This is a genomic window from Faecalibacterium hattorii, assembly GCF_003287455.1.
In the GTDB taxonomy this organism is placed as follows: Bacteria; Bacillota; Clostridia; order Oscillospirales; family Ruminococcaceae; genus Faecalibacterium; species Faecalibacterium hattorii.
In genome coordinates, this window is the sequence record NZ_PRLC01000006.1 from 70,034 (window position 1) to 87,844 (window position 17,811).

Below are 17,811 nucleotides of genomic sequence, written 5' to 3' on the forward strand. Positions count from 1 at the left end.
GTACTTGCGTTTCTGGTTTCCATTCTAGTGCGGAAACCGAGCCAAATCAAGCGGTTTCCGCATTTTCTGCGTTCTGCCGAGAAAGTGTAGACATTTTGCAGCAGAATGACAAAAAGAACCCCGGCGTGCCTTGAAAGCCGCCGGGGTCTTTTGCGTGCAAGTGCTTTTCCACAGCGGCAAGCCCTCGTCAAAACTCCGGGTGCCATTCATCCCGGATGCCAATGTCGGCACAGACGATCTTTCCGCACAGGGGCGCAGAGATTTTTGCGATATGCAAAGGCTTATAGCTGTCGAAGGTTACGGTCAGATCCGCATGGGCAGCGCCCTCGGCAACCTCGCCGGTATCCGTATTGATGCCGCTGGGCAGGTCTACGGCCAGCACAAAGGCACCGCTCTTGTGCAGACGGCGTATCAGCCCACAGGCGGCAAGGCCGGAAGGCCGCAATTCACCATGGAACCCGGTGCCGTAGAGGGCATCCACAACGGCAGCAAAGCTCTGGGTTTCCAGTACGGAACCGTCGGCGCAGATGTGCACCGGAAGGGAATGCAGACGCTCAAAATTGCGGATGGCGTCAGCGGTTTTTGGCTCGCCCTCGGCCAGAAGAACGGTCACATTCCAGCCATCTTTTGCGGCGGTACGGGCAATCACGAACCCATCGCCGCCGTTGTTGCCTTTTCCGCAGACCACCAGCAGCCTGCCGGGATGCGGAAACTGCTTTTGCAGTTCAGCGTAAGCCGCCAGTCCGGCGTTTTCCATCATTTGCAGATAGGGCAGACCGTGGGCATCCCCGGCTCGTTCGATTTCCTTCATCTGCGCAGCCGTCACAATGCGGTGTTTCATGTGGGCACCTTCTTTCCATCTCTATTATAACGGATGGGACTGCTGGGAACAAGATGAAGGATGCCGGTGTATAGGCTCTGTCCCCGGAGAGCCGCAACAAGCTCTCCGGGAGCATTTTTGTTTCGATACCTTTTCCGCAAGGGAAAACCATGGTATACTGAGTTCAAAGTGATAAATCGGGAGGTACCGTTATGAAGTGGGGAATTTTAGCGACCGGCACCATTGCCAAAAAGTTTGCGTCTACGGTGGAACAGATGGGCGCAGAAGGGGAGCAGCTTGTTGCCGTGGGCTCACGGCATCTGGAAAGCGCACAGGCCTTTGCACAGCAGTACGGCATCCCCCTCTGCTATGACTCCTACGAAGCCCTTGCCGCCGACCCGGAGGTGGAGGCTGTCTACGTTGCCACCCCCAACACCCTGCACTACGAAAACTGCAAGCTCTGCTTGGAGCAGGGCAAGCACGTTTTGTGCGAAAAGCCCTTTACCATCCGCCCGGAACAGGCGCAGCAGCTGTATCGTCTGGCGGAGGAAAAGCACCTCTTTCTCATGGAGGCGTTCTGGATCTGGCTGCTGCCGCTGTACGACCGTCTGCGCCAGATCCTTGCGGCGGGCACCATCGGGGAACTGAAGCAGATCAGCTGTCAGTACGGCTTTGTGGCCACCGGTGCCCGGAAGGACCGCAAGTTTGATTCCGGTCTGGGCGGCGGTGCGCTGCTGGATATCGGCATCTACAATCTGGGCTTTCTGCGCATCCTCACCGGACAGGACCCGGAGAAGGTGGAGACCAAAGAGGTGCACATCAACGAGTACGGCACCGACGATTACAGTCGCCTTGCGCTGACCTACCCCGGCGGCTGCAAGGCGGAGTCGGTCCAGACCATCGGGCAGGAGCTGGAGCGCAATGCCCGCATCCTTGGCACCAAGGGCCGTATTTTCCTGCCGGATTTCCAGCACGCCGAGACCATGACGCTGGAAGTGGAGGGCAAAGAGCCGGAGGTCATCCGCTGCCCGGTGGACATCAACGGCTTTGAGTATGAGATCCGGGAAGCAAGCCGCTGCGTCAAGCTGGGGCGCACCGGCAGCGACCGCTACACCCCGCAGGACAGCTTTGCCCTGACCCGCCTGATGTACGACACCCGCATGAGCTGGGGCATGAAGTTTGCGGGCGAGGTGTAAGCGCACAGCTTGCCGCGGGTCTTTTGCGTGCGGAGACTATGCTATACGGAGAACGATAACTCGGAAGTTGGAAAGGGGTGCACTGCCATGCTGAGAAAGTTGAATTGTTTTTTAAACATCGTTATTGGTTCATTCATAGGGATTTTCATTGGAGCAGGAATTTATAAGTTCTGGCACTTTAAAACCTATCCCAATTTATATGCCATGCAGTCTGCGCCGTGGTACACAGAGTTACTGTTGTATGGTTCCGTGGTGGCTGTTGTGGTGGTCGTATGTGTTATCCTAAAGCTGATTATTTGGAAAAAGTTAAAGTCATAAATTTCAGTTTACCGGGCAGACAGACATCTAAAGAACAGAAAGCCGCTCTGGGGCAAAACTGCACCCAAAAGCAAATTTGTCTTTGAAAGAATAAACCTATTGACATGGTGCGAAAGTGGATTTATGCTATCCTCAACACCCAGATTACGAAAGACGAGAGCCTACGCAAGTTTGATACCGTTTACCCGGCAGCTGGCAATGGTCACACCGCCGTCAAGCTGACCTTGCAGGAGCTGGAAGCAGCCGCCGGAGCCGAGGGCTGGGTGGATGTCTGCAAGGAGCCGGAAGGCGAATAAGGCATCATATAATAAACGTAAAGGGAGCTCTGCTCGGACCTTCGTCCGTGACGGAACTCCCTTTTTAGCTTTATAGAAAAACCATAAGTCATCTGCCGCACTCAGCGGAGCAAATACCACACGCCCAGCAGGATCGCAAGGAAGATCAGGTTGGACAGGGTGAACAGCCCAAAATATTGCTTCTTCCCCTGTGGCAGCTCCCGTGCGATCTGCCGGTAGGAAATAAGACTGGCCATGGATGCGATCAGAGTGCCAAGACCTCCCAGATTGGTGCCGATGATGAGGGCTTGTGTCTCTGCCGTGAACCCGGACAGCAGCAGGGCGGCAGGAACATTACTGGTGACCTGCGAAGCAAGAACCGCCACAAGAACTTCCCGGCCGGTCAGAAACTCCTGCAGCCAGCCGGAAAAGGCAGGAATGCGCCCCAGATTGCCGATGAAGATGAAAAAAGCCACAAAGTTCAAAAGCAGGGAATAGTCCACTGCCCGTAAGGTGTGCGGGTCTGCAAAAAGGGCGCAGACGAGCACAGCGACAAAGGCAATGCCATAGGGCAGCACCCGGATCACGGACAGCAGACAGACGGCAAACAGAACCAGATACAGCAGGATGATCTTCTGATCCCCCTGAGACGCAGAGGAAGAAACAAGCTCATTCACGGAGAGGGCGGCAGGGGCTTTCCGGCAGACCATTGCTGCCCAAGCCAGCAGCAGAAACAGAGAAACCAGTGTGTAGGGCAGCATAAGAAACACAAATCCCCCGATGCTCATGCCGCTTTTTCCGTAAAGATAGAGATTCTGCGGGTTGCCGATGGGGGTCAGCATACTGCCAAGGTTTGCCGCAATGGTCTGCATACAGACCACCGGAATCAGAAGAGAGCGGCGGACATCCGCTCCCAGACGGCTCAGGACTACGAACGTAAAGGGAACGAAGGTCAGCAGGGAAACATCGTTGGTGATGAACATGCTTCCGAAAAAGCACAACCCGACCAGTACCAGCGTCAGCTGAAAGATGCTGTGGGTACGGGACAGCAATGCCCGGCCCAGTCCATCAAAAAAGCCCTGCCGCCGCAGCCCGGCCATGACCGTCATCAGGGAAAACAGGATCGCCAGCGTGCGCAGGTCGATGTAGCCGAGATACTGCGCACCCGGCGGAACAAAGAAGGCGGAGACAACGGCCAGCACAGCGGCTGCGGTAAGGACCGTTTCCTGCTGAATGAATTGTTTGAGTTTCATAGAGACACATCCTTGTAGTTGTAAAGGCTGCCCTGCTACGGTGCCGGACGGCCTTTTTCCGTATTTCAGAGCAGTAGCTCAAACGACCCGATCATCAGCGGCATGGTCAGGATGGAAAGCAGTGTGCTCAGGGCATAGATCGCACTGGAATGAGAAGCATCCCGGTCATAGAGCTGTGCCATGGAGGTGACTGTTGCACAGGCGGGGGTAATGGCAGAAAGGTAGACTGTCATCAGGATGGACTTGCCGTCCGGTATCCAAAGGGATGCGTGAACTGCCCAAAGCAGCAGAACGATGACCAGCGGAACACCCAGCAGACGCAGAAATACCGGCAGATAGTTGCGCGGGGTACAGAAAACCTTTTTCAGGGGCACTTCCGCAATAGCCATGCCTGCCAGCAGCATTCCCATGGGGCCGATCATATTGCCGACACTGCTGAGTGTGCTGGTGATCGGGGCGGGCAGCGAGACGTGCAGCAGATACAGCAGAGCACCGACTGCAATGGCGATCAGGTTGACATTGGTAAGGAGCTTGCGCCATTCCAGCCGGGCAGACCCCTGTAGGCAGGCGCTGGCATGGGTCCAGAGCAGTACCAGCTGTACAATGACAAAGGCGCAGGAGTAGACAACATATTCCTCCCCCAGCAGGGCCTGTACAATGGGGATGACCAGCGCGGCGGCATTGCTGTAAACGATATTGACCTGCTCCACGGCGTCCAGCTTGAGAGCTTTGCGGAACAGCGCATTCAGAAGCAGAAATACAATGTGCATTCCAACGGCGATGCCCATGGAATAAAGCAGCCCGGTGCGAATCTCCGGTGTATCCTTGATCTGAAAGGCGTTCAGAACGACACAGGGCATGACCAGATAGACAAAGACCACAGACAGCACCTTGCTGTCCGATGCCTTCAACAGGCCGGTTTTTACAACGGCATATCCCATCAGCAGGATCAGAAATAGCTGCGCGATCTGCTGCATCAATAAAAGGCTGATTTGCATTTAGAACTCCTCTTTTGCAATTCATTTTTGCAGCACCATCCTACTCCATTGGCGGGGCATCGTCAAGAGAAAACAGAAAAAATGCGATCTGAGTGTTTTGGGGATTGCTATGAGTACAAACATGAAGGCGGAGCTGTGCGTTCAGACATTGGACAACGCAATGGCTTCTTATCCGGCTTTGCGCGGTACTATCCTTCATTCCGACCGCGGTGCTCAGTATACAAGCGATTTGTACCGCAGAGCAATCACACGATATGGTATCCTGCAAAGCATGAATCGTGCAGGCGGGCGCTGCCATGACAATGCTCGCTGCAAAAGTATGTGGGCCAGTGAGTTTTATCTGTCAACTGATATTGACAATATCACAAAATGATTCCGCTTGGTGACCAGCAGCCCTTCCTTTTGCAGCTTGGAAAGCTCCACCGACATGGCGGCGCGCTCCACGCAGAGAAAATCCGCCAACTGCTGACGGTCAAAGGGAATGTCAAAGGAGAGGGAGGACTGCCGGATGGACTCAGCGGACAGGTAGGACAGCAGCTTTTCCCGGGTGGTCCGTTTGCTGACATGGGTGATCTTATCGTTAAAAAGCAATATTTTGTTTGCCAGAACGCTGACCAGATTGCGGATGAGTTTCTGGTGGTGGTCGCAGATGCAGGATAGTGCGGTTGGGTGACTCAAGAGAAAGAAAAAAGAGACCTCATCTCGTCAAAAAACTAAATCATAAAAGCATCAAAGAGGGCATTCAAATGAAACAAAATCGAATTTTTGACCAGAATAGTTCTCAAAAAGCACGTTCTTGGCACTATAATATGGACACCAACCGAGCGGAAGCCCAGTTCGCTGATGGCTCTGCCATTGCCATTGACTGCCTTGCCATCGAGGACGAATACGGCAATACCCCGGCACAGCGAGCTGAACTTGATTGGCTACTATACAACAAGCCCTTGGAGTGCGTCCAGCTTGTGCTGAGTGGTGAGATTGAGCATTATCTCTCACTTGGCTGTGACCATGGCAAACTGAAAGACTAACCTCTAAATAGGCCAAACAACCCGCTACTTGCAGTCGCTGCAAATGGCGGGTTGTTTGCTTATTTTAAGTTTTTCCTTTGCTCATAGTAGTGCAAAATCAATGTAGTGCAAAATCAATGGCCCAACAGTCAAAGAAATCACAAATATCAGGCAAATCTACTGGTTTCTTATAAATGTCATTCTAAAATTCAATGAATTTTGCTATTTCTAGCACTTGTTTTTTCGACACGAAAGTCGATTTAACCCTATATTTTATGTATCTCTCGATGATTTCAAGTTTGCCATTTTGGGGGCTTGATTATTGAGAAAATTCTAAATTCCAAAAAGGTCTATCATTTTCATCAATCGCATCGTTATTGAGAATAAGCACTGCACCACCACTTAACAGAGGAGGCAGCTGTAAATAGCTTATATTATTTATTGAGAAAATGAAACGCTATTGCAACAGTTGAATACTGTATATTTTATCAAATTGATACGGATCTGATAGCAACACCTTACCGTTTGATATCACAAGAATGCTTTCGCCTTCTTTAAGATACGACAACTGAAGATTTCCTTTCAAGTAGTTTGATACGCCATAAATTATATAATTGTCATCCGTATCATATAATTGATTTTTTGCAGTCGCATAAATACAATTGTTCTTCAGGTCAACTTCTTCAATTATAAGTTCCGATTTTTTTCTTCCGAATGTATTCGATTGAAATAGAATGCAGAGAACCACTGCCACAAATGCTATGCCAACCATAATCTTCCGTTTGCATTTCATTTTATCAACCTCTGTATGAAAGGAACAGCGTATAAAGCGATTGTGTTATTCTCAATGCCCCTGTATAAGAAGTTGGATATGAAGAACCATCAATTGTGCTTCCATCTTTATGGATTCCGATAGCTACATACCCAGCTCCAGAAATATATTCTACAAGAGGACCACCACTAAAGCCACCTGTCAAATCCCAATCGCCCTTGAGATATTTTGAAGTCTGACTTCTAATATACCCAGAAGATTTACACATCCGATATCTCGCATCGGCACCATTTATTTGGCTCGGATAGCCATAAGCATACACCAACTGTGATGATGAATAATTGCTAGACTGCCAATGTAACCCAAGCCATCCCGTTTTCGTTCCTAAATTATTCTTGAGCGTAATAATCGCCCAATCCTCCGAACTTGTTCCAGCAAGATAAGAATCACTAACAATCATCGAACTTGCCGATACATTTTCGCTTCCAAAAGGTTTACTATTATCAGATCGAGCAGGTGCGACATTTACCGACTTAACGTAGGCTTTTTCCTTTATACTGTATAGATTATGTGCTGCTGTTGCAAGTGCATTAGGCCCAATCATAAATCCAGAACCATAATTTGTCCCTCCATTATTGGTCGTTATCTGTAGGCATACCGTACTACAATATGGTGTTGCCGTTGGATTATCAACAACAGTGATATCATTGCTTCCGATAATCGCATACAGATCGGATAGATCAATATCCGAAATCTTTCCATTTGGAAAATAGCCTGCAGTTGTCTCTCCATCCGTGAAGGAATTGGTTTCAACTATAATTTCCTCTATAGATTCTTCTTTTGTATCAAAATCGTATCTATGGTATCTCTCGATATGAGATTTGCTTCCATCACTTTGATTATCTGCAAAAGCAGTCAGCCCAGAGTTAAGCTCCATTGAAGAAAGAGCCACAATCCCACTTGCTTTCAAAAAAATTCTACGAGATATTTTTTCACTAGCTATTTTAATTTTCCTTCTTTACTTTTAGAGTATACACAAGATTTCTTATACATCAGTTGCTCTGCATTGGAAACACCTCCGTAAAATTTTTCATACGTTAGAGCCATCCTTATTTTAGATTTCAACTTTTACTTTCGCAAAAAAATAAATACCACTGATTTTTTATCCAATAGCCGTGCTAAGATTTATCTCTATGGGATTCAACACATGCGTCTGCTGGCACAACCAAGCCCAATTGTTCACTGTAGTAGTAAACAAGTCGTCATAGTTGTTGTCATATGCAAAATCAAATGTGTCATGAACGGTAATCAAATAATACATTATAGAATTACCAATCATGAAGCCTGTTCCAGAGGTGCTTACCCTATGCAATGCATAGAATAAATCTGCATTATCAGACTTTTGAATTGTAAAAGACCAACTTCCTCCGCTAAAATCTTTCAAGCCACTATTAAGTACTTTGTTTTTATAATTATTAAAAACTGTTGTCGTGTTTAACTTGTCAAGCAATGGCGTCGAAGAGTCCGTCACACTCTCAGAATAGTCAATATTATATACAGAGAATTCAACCATAAGAGCCGCACATTCATATCCCTTATCCCGTGCAATTTGCGCAGCTGCCAACCATGCAAGCTGTGTATTATTTAACAAATTTCCAGATGCGCGTGTTTGATCTTCATCTTTCATCTTATCGATAAACTTATTTAATTCATCTATCGACATTCCCGAAAAATCAACATGATACTTATCATTCATGCTTTGAATAACAGGATTGCTAGCTTTACGGCTGCTTGTATTAGCAGCATAAGACACAGTATTTATCGAAAACAAAAAACACACCGAAAGAACTAATGATACGAACCTCTTCATAACGAACCTCCTTAAATTCTGTACTCTACTATATAAATTGTGTGCTTCTCATCGTCCCAGACAACGAGACTAAAATTCACATCTTCAGAATGTAAAAGCAATGTATTCATTTCGGCTTCCGAGCATAGTTCCTTATGTTGACTATTATCATAAAGAAAAAAATTTCCACTTGCAATTTCAGGAATCTTAAAATCCAATCCAAAATATGACGACACATTTTTTAATATAGAAGATATAGTTGGGGAATCATTAATTTTCTCCCATGAATCGAGTTGATGAACAATCTTGGTTGCATCCACATCGTAGTATACCGCTAACATTATCCCATCATTTTGCAATCCGCCATAAGCCTCATATATCAACGATTCAGAGTATGTTGCTTTTCCAATTTTGAATTGTTTCAAATAATCTCGTTTTTCATATTTGCTTTTTCTTCCAAGCATAAAGCCCAAAAGCAAGCACAGTGCGACTATAGCTAGGTATCGGATAACGTGCGTTGATCTCGCCTTTATAATTACCTCACACCTTTCTAACTTGCTGAAATATATAACAAGCTTCACTTATCTACTGGTACTTCCAGTAATGGTTTCACTCCGCCCATCGGAATAGCTAAAGGTTGCAGAATACTCCAGCCTGTAAGATTTTCCAGGCTTAGTGTTAAAGTTACCGCTCCCCACGCAGGTTGAGGTCGTGCTGCTGTTTGAGCAGCTGCTTACTTTTTGCCATGTTCCAATTGTTCCCTTTTCATAGAGAACGCCTGAAACGCTGATTTTCTTTACTCCAGTTCGTGTCTGGGCATCAACTTGATAGTATGTTTGGTAAATAGATCCGTTGACCGTACTATCGCCTACATACCGCTCAGACTTTTCAACGGCCATTGCGGTGCAAGCAAAACTCAAGAGAATCACCGCTGAAATAACAATGGACAACAAACGCTTTTTCGACATAGACATACACCTCCGTTTTTTCGCTCCTATCAAGAGCCTTTGTATAATCAACGTAATTCGCATCCGCTTCGTTTCAATTTTCAGGAGAAATTTTTTCAAATTTTCCATCTTTGTAAGTTCAGACAAAAAGAAAACCGGACATTTGTGAACTCTCACAAGTGCCCGGCTTTCTTATCGGATGCCTTTTGCAATTTTCATAATCTCATCGTATGGAATGTTTCCCATAACGGTATGTGTAATCCCCCGATGTTCCCAACTTAGAGTATAAACATTCTTTCCATGTTCATCCGTACTGGTTCCAAGTACACCATCTGCTTCTCCGACCTTTACGGTTTCGTACACTGTATGCTCATTATCAAATAGGGACTGCTGCCCCGGCTGGATAATTGAGCAACGGACAGTGTAGCTTTCTTCTGCTTCTTTTGACGAGTAAACATGTAAAAAGTTTTCTGCTCGTTCAAATTTCTGCGCATTGTCCATTTCAAAGCCGTCCGGCACATAATGATCGCTGTATCCATCCGGCAATCGTTCCAGCGGTTCGCCATCCACCTGATAAGTCAACTGCATCTCAATGGGCAGAAACTTTTGAATCATCGTGTAGACTGCCTTGCGGAAGTCTGCGCTGACCGCAAGTGCGCCAAGGGTCAGCACCACCAGCGTCAAGGCTGCAACCAACACCCGTTTCAACATCGGACGGTGTTTTTTCCTCCGTAATGCCACTGCCATTCGTTCATCCCATTGAGAAGTATCCGGGTAAAGTTCTTCAAGTTGTTCTGGTGTTGGCAGTGTATCCAGTTCCTTTTGTGCATCTGCACGAAGTGCAATCATCAAGGCCGCTTCAAATGAAATGTTTGTCTGCTCACTCATGGTTACTCAACTCCTTCCATAATAGTTTTCTCCCTCGAAAGAGCCGTGTTCGTACCACTTCGTCCGTTAATCCCAGCGATTTCGCAATCTCACGATTTGTATATCCCATTGCCAAAAGGCGTAATGGGTCACGATATTTCGGTTTCATTTGTCCAATCAGTTCTGTCAACCTCTCGATATTGTCAACACTGATTATTGCATCATCTGGCACTGGCGCATTATCCTCAATATCTGGGATTTCTTCCAGCGATTCTTCGCGCCGCTTGCGAAGCTGATCATACGCACGGCTTCTACTACAACTAACGAGATAGGCAGCGAGTTCGTGACAGTTTTCTCGATGAATTTTAGAAAAATTTTTTGCAACGTACAAAAACACCTCTTGTAGCACGTCCTCTGCCAAATACGAATCATCCATGATTTTGTAAGCGGTATGGTAAACCAGCCGTTTGTATGTATTGTATACCTCGGTAAACTCTTCTTCAAAGCTTCGATCATCAAGCACACTTAGATATAACGCAAGCAACGCAATCACCTCTATCTACATTGATTGTGTGTAGTGTACCACGAACCAATAAAAATGTCGAATACCACTAATATTGTAAAGGAGCGTGATGCCATGACTCAACCCAAAACTGACCTTGCCTACCTCCGCAGCGAGAAAGCCAAAGCGGAGCAGCAGCTTCGCTACTACAAGCACCGTGAGAAAATTCTGGAACATCAGATACCGGAGTTGACCCGAAAAGCCCGTGTGCATCGTCTGTGTACCCGTGCCGGAATGCTGGAAAGTTTTCTGATTGCACCAGAAGATCTCACCAACGATCAGGTGATGGAGCTGCTGAAAATTGCATTCCGTCAACCAGAAGTTGCGCTGGCTCTTGCAAAGATGATTCACGACCTGCACGAGAGCCGCAGCGTTCCGAACCCTTTAGAATAAAGGGCGCAATTATACACCGTTCCGGTGAAATTGCGGTCTTGCAGACGGCTCAATGAAATCGAAGCTGGCGTTTGTGCACCAGCCCGATTCCATCCCAAGGAAAACTGCATTTTCCTTGCGCTGCTTTGCAGCTATCCTTTTGCGGCTCCCGCCTAAGACCGAAGCGCATGGCACTCCGTTCCAAGGCGGCGAGCAAAACCGAATACGATTCCAGACCGTTCATCAAGAGCAATCTTGCTGGGCGGTCTTTTTGTTTGGGGGTGATGCCTATTCCGTGTCCGCATTTCAAAATCACCATCGTCAAGCGCAGCCAAGGGCAGTCCGCTGTTGCCGGAGCTGCCTACCAGAGCGGCGAACGGCTGTTCAGCGAGTACGACCAGAAAACGAAATTCTACAACAAGAAGAAAGAGCTAGTCCATGCCGAGATCATGCTGCCATCCCATGCGCCGCCCGGATTTGCAGACCGGGCAACCCTCTGGAACGCCGTAGAAGCCGTGGAGAACCAGTGGAACTCCCAGCTTGCACGGCGCATCGTGCTGGCGTTCCCGGTGGAGGTGCCGAAGGAACAGTATCTCTCCATGATAAAGGAATTTTGTCAGGAGCAGTTTGTTTCCAAAGGCATGATAGCCGACTTTGCCATCCACGACAAGGGAGATGATAACCCACACGCCCACATTCTGCTAACGCTCCGGGCAATGGACGAACACGGCAGGTGGCTTCCAAAAGCCCGAAAGGTCTACGACCTTGACGAGAACGGCGAGCGCATCCAACTCCCCTCCGGCAACTGGAAGTGTCACAAGGAAAACACGGTGGACTGGAACGACCAGAAGTACGCCGAGATCTGGCGGCATAGCTGGGAAACCATCACCAACCGCTATTTGGAAGCGGCTGGCCGCCCGGAACGTGTTGACCTGCGCTCCTTTGAGCGGCAGGGCATCCAGCAGATACCGACCGTCCATCTCGGTCCCGCTGCACACCAGATGGAAAAACGTGGCATCGAAACTTTTCTCGGCAATCTGAATCGTGATATTCGAGCCGCCAACAGCCTGATGCAGTCCATCCGCAGCGCAATTCGTGGGCTGCAACGCTGGATCGCAGATCTGAATGAAAAGAAGCAGCTTCTTCTGGACGCTCTGGAAAAGGCCAAAGAGCCAACGCTATCCGACCTGTTAGTGGATTATTTCAATCTTCGTGCCGAGCAGCGCAGCGATTGGTCTGGCAAGGCAAAACTGAAATGCACTGTCCGGGACTTTGAGGAAGTCAAACGGGCTGTGGACTACCTGAAAGCCCATTCCCTGAACACTGTTGAGGATTTGAACCAAGCCATTGACAGCTTAAACCAGACCGCCGCTCCTCTCCGCAAACAGTTGAAGCAGAACGAAAACCGTATGCGGGCAATCGCTCAGATCAAGGACGCTGCCGCCGTCCATGCCAAGCTGAAGCCCATCCATGACATTTTTATCAAGAAGAACTTCAAGCTGACCAAGGACGCTTACGCTGCCCAGCACAAGGAGGAACTGGACATCTTCAATAAAGCTGTCCGCACTCTGATGAAGCTGAACGGCAGTATTGCGGTGGATTTTTCGGCATTGGATGCCGAATTTTCTGCGCTGCAATCCAGCAGCGCAGAGTTTCGCACCCAACTGGAAACCTTGCAGCCGGACATCTCCGATCTGAAAAGTGTCCGCAAGTATATTGATATGGTGCTGAACAAGCAGCAGCTTTTCGCACCGGGCGGCAAGACCCCGGAAAAGGAATCGGTGCTGAAAAAGCTGGAGCAGTTTCAGCAGAAAAAGTCCCACCACAAAACGACTTCCACTCCCCCAAACCGCGAAGAATCGCTCTAAACGATCTTTCTGTCACCGATATGCTGTTGCAATCAGTGGCAGAAATACATAATTCGTTTTTGTTGGCTTTTGGCTATTCTCGTTGGCTAGTGAGTAAAGGCGCATTTTTAAGGTGGAAATTTTCTCCAACACCCCCCATTTTAGGCCACTTTTTCTGTTAATAGTAGAAACGCTTCTTTGAAGGCTAGTCATTTGTGACCTTTTTGTTAATTCTCAAAAAGATGGTTGTCTTTTGGTCTTTTTCGTCGGCTACCTATTGAGAGGACTTTTTCAAAGCCGGAGATTCGGTCTCAAGAATTACAATTCAATTACAAGTTTCTCACCAATGCTACGAAACAGGCGTTCTCGATGCCTACCAAGTGTAGGGCATCTTTTTCAAGACCACTTTCAACTTTAGGCACTGCCATTGTTGCAAAGTTCCGTCCTCCATCGGTCGCCCCATGGGTCAATGTTATTTTAATCAAACAGCCACCTCAACTATATTTTCCAAAAACTTTTCAACAAATTTCTTTTTCAGGCTATTTTTTGGCCGTTTTCGATGGCTCGTAAGTAGAGGGACAATTTTTCGGAAGCCTTAAATTCCGAAGATTTTCTATAAAACTCCGTTCTTTGAAAACAGAATAGTTCAATCGTCCGGCACTTCACAAAAGGTACTTCTGTAACTCGCAGCCCGGTCATAACGAAGACGGGGTGGCTGAAATGCCAATGGTGCGGTGCAAGCCCGCCGCCGGACGATTCCCCACTCCTAGGGAAGTCGAGGACCAATATGGGAGACCTTAACTTATTAACGCAGTTGAGCACTTGTTTCGTGCTTTTCTGCGACTGGAGAATTGGAACCCACCAATTCTCGTTACATACTCTTTGTTTCTGATTTCTGCTTCAGCTGGAGGTGATCAACATTTCAGAATATCTTACCACGCAAACTCCGCTGCCGCCGTTTCTCCCATACCCACGCTTCCTTTTGGAACTTGACCTGAGCCAGACTGCAAAAATGACTTATGCGCTGCTGCTCGACCGTGCCACGCTCTCGCAGAAAAATCTCTGGATAGATGAACGTGGTTTCGTGTTTGTCATTTTTACGATTTGCTCTTTGGCTGAGCAGCTAGGGCGCAGCACTGTCAGTGTTTCCAGTGCGCTTAAGGAATTGGACGCTGCGGGATTGATCGAGCGCAGACGAACGCGGTTTTCTTCGCCCAATCACATCTTTGTGAAAATTCCAAATGTTGAATAGTTCTGCGTTTTTCACGATTCAAGAACCGCCAAAATCACGATTCTGTGATGCAGATTCTTAATGGCATCTGCAAAAGATATTTTTCCTATGCAGTATAGCAGCCTTAAAGACTGTATCAAAGAAAACTTTTACCTAACCAACGTAATAAAACAAAAAGAGAAAAACGAATAGAATCCATCCATTCCTTTCCGTATTTGCACCACATGAATGAGGAGGTCTGCCCTTGAACAAAGAAAAATCTGAGAAGAAGCCCACCACACGTAAACGTGCGCCGAGAAGTCCGAAGTCCGTGCGCCTGATCGTGGAACGCCATTATATCGGCAATGTGCCGATGAATACGCTTTTTCAGCGGCTTGCGGAAGAAGAAATTCGTAAAACTGCCGAATCGTATCTCGCCGCTGGCTAATTGGACGTTTTACTGCGGAAAAGGGCTTGCATCATCACGCAGCATCCGCTACAATGTGATTGATGAGGTCTCTTTTCCATTATGGAGGTACGCATGGAAAAGGACAAAAAAGTAACTGCTTTATACTGCCGGCTGTCAAAAGATGACGGTTCAAACAGCGAAAGCCTGAGCATCCGCACTCAAGATGTAATATGTAGAGGGTGGTTTCTACCGCCTAATACTATTACATGACTGGCGGCTCATTTGTGGTGAATTGGTCTGGCAGTTGTGGGAAAGGAAAAAAATCCGCATAACTGCTGACATTTTAGCACGAAGGGAGCATGAAAATGAAGTCTATTTTTGAAGAAATGGGCGGCACATATACGAAGGTTGGCGATTACTATATCCCCGACCTTGCGCTGCCGGAGACCGAGGAATATCAGATCGGTAAGTATGGCCGTATGCGCCGCCGCTACTTGAAAGAGCATCGTCCCGTCCTTTATGCACACTACCTAACAAGCTGCACCCTGCATGAACATCTTGCAGAGATAGACAAATCCTGCAATCAGCGTATGGAGATCATGTGCGAAGCTATGGCACGACTGGAAGGTGTGACCGAGGCACTTAAAGCTACCGATCAAATGGAATGGGTACGGCGCATGAACAACATTCATAACCGTGCAGAGGAAATTGTTCTGACGGAGCTTGTATATTGCTAAACACATGTTAGCCCCGCATCAGCATGAATGAACGCTGGTGTGGGGCTAATTCTGTATCACTTAGCTCTTTATATTCCAGTAGCCTTTTCGGTCAGACCCGATGCGCTCGATGATTCCTTTTTCCTTCAGCTCCTTCAGACGCTGAGAAACTGTTTTTCTGCTGATAGATAGCTTATCTGCTATGGTGGTAGATGTGTATGCAGGATCTTCGGAAATCAGGGCCAGAATTTGCATGGATTTTTCATCCAAGGTTTCTGTTACCTTTTCTGTTACCTTTTCTGTTACCTTTTCTGTCACCTTGTAGGTGGCAGATCGAATAACCCGATCCTCTGACGCTGTAAACTGAATCATAATATCGCCGGGATGCACGGTGTACGCAGGAAGCGGGCTTCCATCTTCCTTGCAAGCCTGACAGATTTTCTCAATACCACGTCCCCAGCTCTCGATGAAGCCGGCCAAATAATACACATTCGCAATCGCCGTGTTGTAAGGGCGGGATGCGTGTTTGGACATCAGGCTGTCTGCCGTCCAGTTGTCTGGAAGCCTACCACAGTTAGCGATATACAGCTTATCCTCATACACGCTGATCTGAATCGGAACGCCGCTTTCATATTGCTTGTGGCATAGAGCGTTAAGAAGGGCTTCACGCAGGGCAGCGTCGGGAACAAAATAACGCTCAATGCGCTGCATCCCTTCGTAAGTGATTTTCGCTTTCATATATTTCAGATGGATGACTTCAATGATCTTGTCAATCTGTTCCAACAAGGAGCCGTGAATTTCATCCTGATAACGGAGATCGGCATCATTCTCGAAAAAGCCGATTTTTGTGTATGCGCCCAGCTGCCAGCGGTCAGGGTCTTTGCAGAACAGCAGCATCGCTGCGTTGGTATAATACCCGGCATTGGTCAGACGCAGCTTTTCCATTAAATCCGCTTTGTCCTCGTCTAAAACGCTTTGGTCGATCCGGCCCTTCTTGGCGGCAAGGGTCTTGAATCTCTTGACCAACTCATCATCAATATCATCCAACGTAAATCCCGGCAAGGGCATATTATCCCACGAAGCACCACGTTTGCGTAGAATGAAGCTCTCCAGTTCTGGGCCAGAAAGGGTCTGCATGGTGCTGCCGCTTCTATAATAATAGACACCTTTGCAGTTTATGGCAACGGGATATGGTGGAACAACGATTTCCAGATATTCTTTCCCGTCACGCTCCAGCTGATTGACATCCACCACGATGCTCATGGCATTTCGGATTTTGTTTGGAACATCCTCCAGCAGCTTGCGGATATTGGGCAGGCCGATAACTTTTCCATCATCGTCACAGCCAATATAAATCTTGCCGCCCTGTGCATTGGCGAAGCCGCAAATCCATTCCAGATAGTCATCCTTCCACTTAGCTTTCCATTCTATGTTCTGATTTTCAGGCATTATTATCACCATCCTCTGATTTATTCTTTCCCCGGCTCTTATAAACATTATACTGATTTTTACACCTTGCACTGCAAAAAGCGGAGTTAGCCCGGTTACTCAGGAACACTTTCTGACACTGCTTGCACATCCGCAACGGCTTTGTGCTGTCCACCAGCATGAAGCTGAACATCATCTGAATCCCCAACAGCAGGGAATGGAAATCCCAATAGATCGTTGGCCTATCCAACAGCTCTATATGATAGGTGGGTGCAATGCCGCCAAATGCAGCCATAGACTTACGCAGCATATTCCGGCTTTCTTCCTCCATGGAATCATAGTCATTATAATAGAAGAAAGAGGTCAGCATATTAAATGCCCAATCCTTGAGTTGCTGTGCCACCCAATCGTAAGGCTCTGCATACGCCCGCTGGAAGCTCATGGTCTTTGCCATCGGCTCGTCCATAAAGGTCATGGTCAGTGCAATCATTGCCCGGTCGCTGGACACATTCCAACTGGATTCCACACCGTTCTTGACCACATCCAGCTTATCAAAGGGGTAAAACAGGGACAGATACTTCTCCGTCTCCATCGTTTCTTCCTTGATAAAATGGTTCTTTGGCAGATATACCGCCTCATAATCCATAAAGGACGGCGTGGTGGGCAGGGCCGTCATCAGGCCCAGCAGCCCATAGTGGGTAATAAATTCCAAGATTGCCTTTTCTACCTCTGGCTCAGAGCTTTTCTTGCCGTTCATCATCAGCATCCCCACATTCAGAGCATCCAGCACAATGTCCGGGGCTTCCTTGAGTGGGTTATAGACATCCGGCCTGGCATCCTTTGCCGGGGTGATGTATTTCTTCCCGTCCTTGCCTGTTTTGATTTCATAGCGTTCATACCGCACCCAATGGGAACGGGATTGCTCAAAAAATGTATTCATAACGCAAATCCTTCCTTTCGGTCAT

Annotated in this window: 21 protein-coding genes; 9 read left to right on the forward strand and 12 right to left on the reverse strand. The window is 47.8% G+C overall.

Annotated features, from left to right (window positions below; genetic code table 11):
* Positions 1-187 precede the first annotated feature (187 nt).
* On the reverse strand, positions 188-841 hold the full coding sequence (locus C4N23_RS05620) for an NAD(P)H-hydrate epimerase (protein WP_112144687.1): 654 nt from the start codon (positions 839-841) through the stop codon (positions 188-190).
* 191 nt (positions 842-1,032) lie between these two features.
* Here C4N23_RS05620 and C4N23_RS05625 point away from each other — a divergent pair, with 191 nt between their 5' ends.
* The gene (locus tag C4N23_RS05625; RefSeq protein ID WP_112144689.1) at positions 1,033-2,016 is read left to right on the forward strand and encodes a Gfo/Idh/MocA family protein; all 984 of its coding nucleotides are present in this window, start codon (positions 1,033-1,035) and stop codon (positions 2,014-2,016) included.
* Between the two features lie 422 nt (positions 2,017-2,438).
* A complete protein-coding gene (locus C4N23_RS05635; RefSeq protein WP_342587743.1) occupies positions 2,439-2,630 on the forward strand; it encodes a YbaK/EbsC family protein in 192 nt (63 codons plus the stop codon).
* Positions 2,631-2,731: 101 nt separating this feature from the next.
* Here the strand turns inward: C4N23_RS05635 and C4N23_RS05640 are convergent, their stop codons facing one another.
* Together C4N23_RS05640 and C4N23_RS05645 are read right to left on the reverse strand one after the other, a co-directional pair.
* Positions 2,732-3,862, reverse strand: coding sequence for an SLC13 family permease (locus tag C4N23_RS05640; RefSeq protein WP_112144691.1), 1,131 nt, complete (start codon positions 3,860-3,862; stop codon positions 2,732-2,734).
* A gap of 65 nt (positions 3,863-3,927) precedes the next feature.
* Positions 3,928-4,860 (reverse strand): AEC family transporter, encoded by a 933-nt coding sequence (locus tag C4N23_RS05645; protein ID WP_112144693.1) that lies wholly within the window; start codon positions 4,858-4,860, stop codon positions 3,928-3,930.
* A gap of 97 nt (positions 4,861-4,957) precedes the next feature.
* Between C4N23_RS05645 and C4N23_RS05650 the strand changes: the two genes are divergently transcribed.
* Entirely contained in the window at positions 4,958-5,233 is a 276-nt protein-coding gene (locus C4N23_RS05650) for a DDE-type integrase/transposase/recombinase (RefSeq protein WP_342587744.1), read from the forward strand.
* Here the strand turns inward: C4N23_RS05650 and C4N23_RS05655 are convergent.
* Positions 5,197-5,538: a Crp/Fnr family transcriptional regulator gene (locus C4N23_RS05655; protein ID WP_342587745.1), complete on the reverse strand. Its 342-nt coding sequence runs from the start codon at positions 5,536-5,538 to the stop codon at positions 5,197-5,199. The two genes, C4N23_RS05650 and C4N23_RS05655, sit on opposite strands and share 37 nt — an antisense overlap.
* Before the next feature lie 68 nt (positions 5,539-5,606).
* Between C4N23_RS05655 and C4N23_RS05660 the strand changes: the two genes are divergently transcribed.
* Positions 5,607-5,888, forward strand: coding sequence for a DUF6061 family protein (locus C4N23_RS05660; protein ID WP_015536560.1), 282 nt, complete (start codon positions 5,607-5,609; stop codon positions 5,886-5,888).
* A 776-nt stretch (positions 5,889-6,664) separates the two neighbouring features.
* Here the strand turns inward: C4N23_RS05660 and C4N23_RS05670 are convergent.
* The 6 genes from C4N23_RS05670 to C4N23_RS05695 all read right to left on the reverse strand — a co-directional run bounded on the left by C4N23_RS05670 (position 6,665) and on the right by C4N23_RS05695 (position 10,855).
* Positions 6,665-7,609, reverse strand: a complete 945-nt coding sequence (locus C4N23_RS05670) for a trypsin-like serine peptidase (RefSeq protein ID WP_223389532.1) — start codon at positions 7,607-7,609, stop codon at positions 6,665-6,667.
* Between the two features lie 192 nt (positions 7,610-7,801).
* Positions 7,802-8,509 (reverse strand): hypothetical protein, encoded by a 708-nt coding sequence (locus C4N23_RS05675; RefSeq protein ID WP_223474533.1) that lies wholly within the window; start codon positions 8,507-8,509, stop codon positions 7,802-7,804.
* Between the two features lie 11 nt (positions 8,510-8,520).
* Positions 8,521-8,913, reverse strand: a complete 393-nt coding sequence (locus tag C4N23_RS05680) for a hypothetical protein (RefSeq protein WP_223474532.1) — start codon at positions 8,911-8,913, stop codon at positions 8,521-8,523.
* 156 nt (positions 8,914-9,069) lie between these two features.
* Entirely contained in the window at positions 9,070-9,456 is a 387-nt protein-coding gene (locus tag C4N23_RS05685) for a hypothetical protein (protein ID WP_223474531.1), read from the reverse strand.
* A gap of 171 nt (positions 9,457-9,627) precedes the next feature.
* Positions 9,628-10,323, reverse strand: a complete 696-nt coding sequence (locus C4N23_RS05690; protein ID WP_112144695.1) for a DUF4367 domain-containing protein — start codon at positions 10,321-10,323, stop codon at positions 9,628-9,630.
* On the reverse strand, positions 10,316-10,855 hold the full coding sequence (locus C4N23_RS05695; protein ID WP_242960722.1) for an RNA polymerase sigma factor: 540 nt from the start codon (positions 10,853-10,855) through the stop codon (positions 10,316-10,318). Before C4N23_RS05695 ends, C4N23_RS05690 begins: the two co-directional genes overlap by 8 nt.
* Positions 10,856-10,939: 84 nt before the next feature.
* Between C4N23_RS05695 and C4N23_RS05700 the strand changes: the two genes are divergently transcribed.
* The 5 genes from C4N23_RS05700 to C4N23_RS05725 all read left to right on the forward strand — a co-directional run bounded on the left by C4N23_RS05700 (position 10,940) and on the right by C4N23_RS05725 (position 15,439).
* Entirely contained in the window at positions 10,940-11,257 is a 318-nt protein-coding gene (locus C4N23_RS05700; RefSeq protein ID WP_097778411.1) for a DUF3847 domain-containing protein, read from the forward strand.
* Between the two features lie 269 nt (positions 11,258-11,526).
* A complete protein-coding gene (gene mobQ / locus C4N23_RS05705) occupies positions 11,527-13,104 on the forward strand; it encodes a MobQ family relaxase (RefSeq protein ID WP_425349586.1) in 1,578 nt (525 codons plus the stop codon).
* A 961-nt stretch (positions 13,105-14,065) separates the two neighbouring features.
* Positions 14,066-14,335 carry a replication initiator protein A gene (locus tag C4N23_RS05715; RefSeq protein ID WP_242983548.1) on the forward strand — a complete coding sequence of 90 codons (270 nt, stop codon included), beginning with the start codon at positions 14,066-14,068 and terminating at the stop codon, positions 14,333-14,335.
* A 223-nt stretch (positions 14,336-14,558) separates the two neighbouring features.
* Entirely contained in the window at positions 14,559-14,741 is a 183-nt protein-coding gene (locus tag C4N23_RS05720; protein ID WP_005924684.1) for a hypothetical protein, read from the forward strand.
* A 326-nt stretch (positions 14,742-15,067) separates the two neighbouring features.
* Positions 15,068-15,439 (forward strand): TnpV protein, encoded by a 372-nt coding sequence (locus C4N23_RS05725; RefSeq protein ID WP_055145291.1) that lies wholly within the window; start codon positions 15,068-15,070, stop codon positions 15,437-15,439.
* Between the two features lie 60 nt (positions 15,440-15,499).
* On the opposite strand, the gene C4N23_RS05730 is transcribed toward C4N23_RS05725, so the two are convergent.
* Together C4N23_RS05730 and C4N23_RS05735 are read right to left on the reverse strand one after the other, a co-directional pair.
* Positions 15,500-16,867, reverse strand: a complete 1,368-nt coding sequence (locus C4N23_RS05730; RefSeq protein ID WP_055145294.1) for an ATP-binding protein — start codon at positions 16,865-16,867, stop codon at positions 15,500-15,502.
* Positions 16,860-17,786 carry a hypothetical protein gene (locus C4N23_RS05735; protein ID WP_055145297.1) on the reverse strand — a complete coding sequence of 309 codons (927 nt, stop codon included), beginning with the start codon at positions 17,784-17,786 and terminating at the stop codon, positions 16,860-16,862. The genes C4N23_RS05730 and C4N23_RS05735 overlap by 8 nt, the downstream gene beginning before the upstream one ends.
* Positions 17,787-17,811: the final 25 nt, after the last annotated feature.

What these genes read in the sequence shown, in the direction of transcription:
- C4N23_RS05620 (WP_112144687.1), bottom strand. Translation starts at nt 841, where the DNA reads ATGAAACACCGCATTGTGACGGCTGCGCAGATGAAGGAAATCGAACGA.
- C4N23_RS05700 (WP_097778411.1), top strand. Translation starts at nt 10,940, where the DNA reads ATGACTCAACCCAAAACTGACCTTGCCTACCTCCGCAGCGAGAAAGCC.
- C4N23_RS05725 (WP_055145291.1), top strand. Translation starts at nt 15,068, where the DNA reads ATGAAGTCTATTTTTGAAGAAATGGGCGGCACATATACGAAGGTTGGC.
- C4N23_RS05635 (WP_342587743.1), top strand. Translation starts at nt 2,439, where the DNA reads ATGGTGCGAAAGTGGATTTATGCTATCCTCAACACCCAGATTACGAAA.
- C4N23_RS05730 (WP_055145294.1), bottom strand. Translation starts at nt 16,867, where the DNA reads ATGCCTGAAAATCAGAACATAGAATGGAAAGCTAAGTGGAAGGATGAC.
- C4N23_RS05645 (WP_112144693.1), bottom strand. Translation starts at nt 4,860, where the DNA reads ATGCAAATCAGCCTTTTATTGATGCAGCAGATCGCGCAGCTATTTCTG.
- C4N23_RS05685 (WP_223474531.1), bottom strand. Translation starts at nt 9,456, where the DNA reads ATGTCGAAAAAGCGTTTGTTGTCCATTGTTATTTCAGCGGTGATTCTC.
- C4N23_RS05675 (WP_223474533.1), bottom strand. Translation starts at nt 8,509, where the DNA reads ATGAAGAGGTTCGTATCATTAGTTCTTTCGGTGTGTTTTTTGTTTTCG.
- C4N23_RS05625 (WP_112144689.1), top strand. Translation starts at nt 1,033, where the DNA reads ATGAAGTGGGGAATTTTAGCGACCGGCACCATTGCCAAAAAGTTTGCG.
- C4N23_RS05640 (WP_112144691.1), bottom strand. Translation starts at nt 3,862, where the DNA reads ATGAAACTCAAACAATTCATTCAGCAGGAAACGGTCCTTACCGCAGCC.
- C4N23_RS05690 (WP_112144695.1), bottom strand. Translation starts at nt 10,323, where the DNA reads ATGAGTGAGCAGACAAACATTTCATTTGAAGCGGCCTTGATGATTGCA.
- C4N23_RS05660 (WP_015536560.1), top strand. Translation starts at nt 5,607, where the DNA reads ATGAAACAAAATCGAATTTTTGACCAGAATAGTTCTCAAAAAGCACGT.
- C4N23_RS05735 (WP_055145297.1), bottom strand. Translation starts at nt 17,786, where the DNA reads ATGAATACATTTTTTGAGCAATCCCGTTCCCATTGGGTGCGGTATGAA.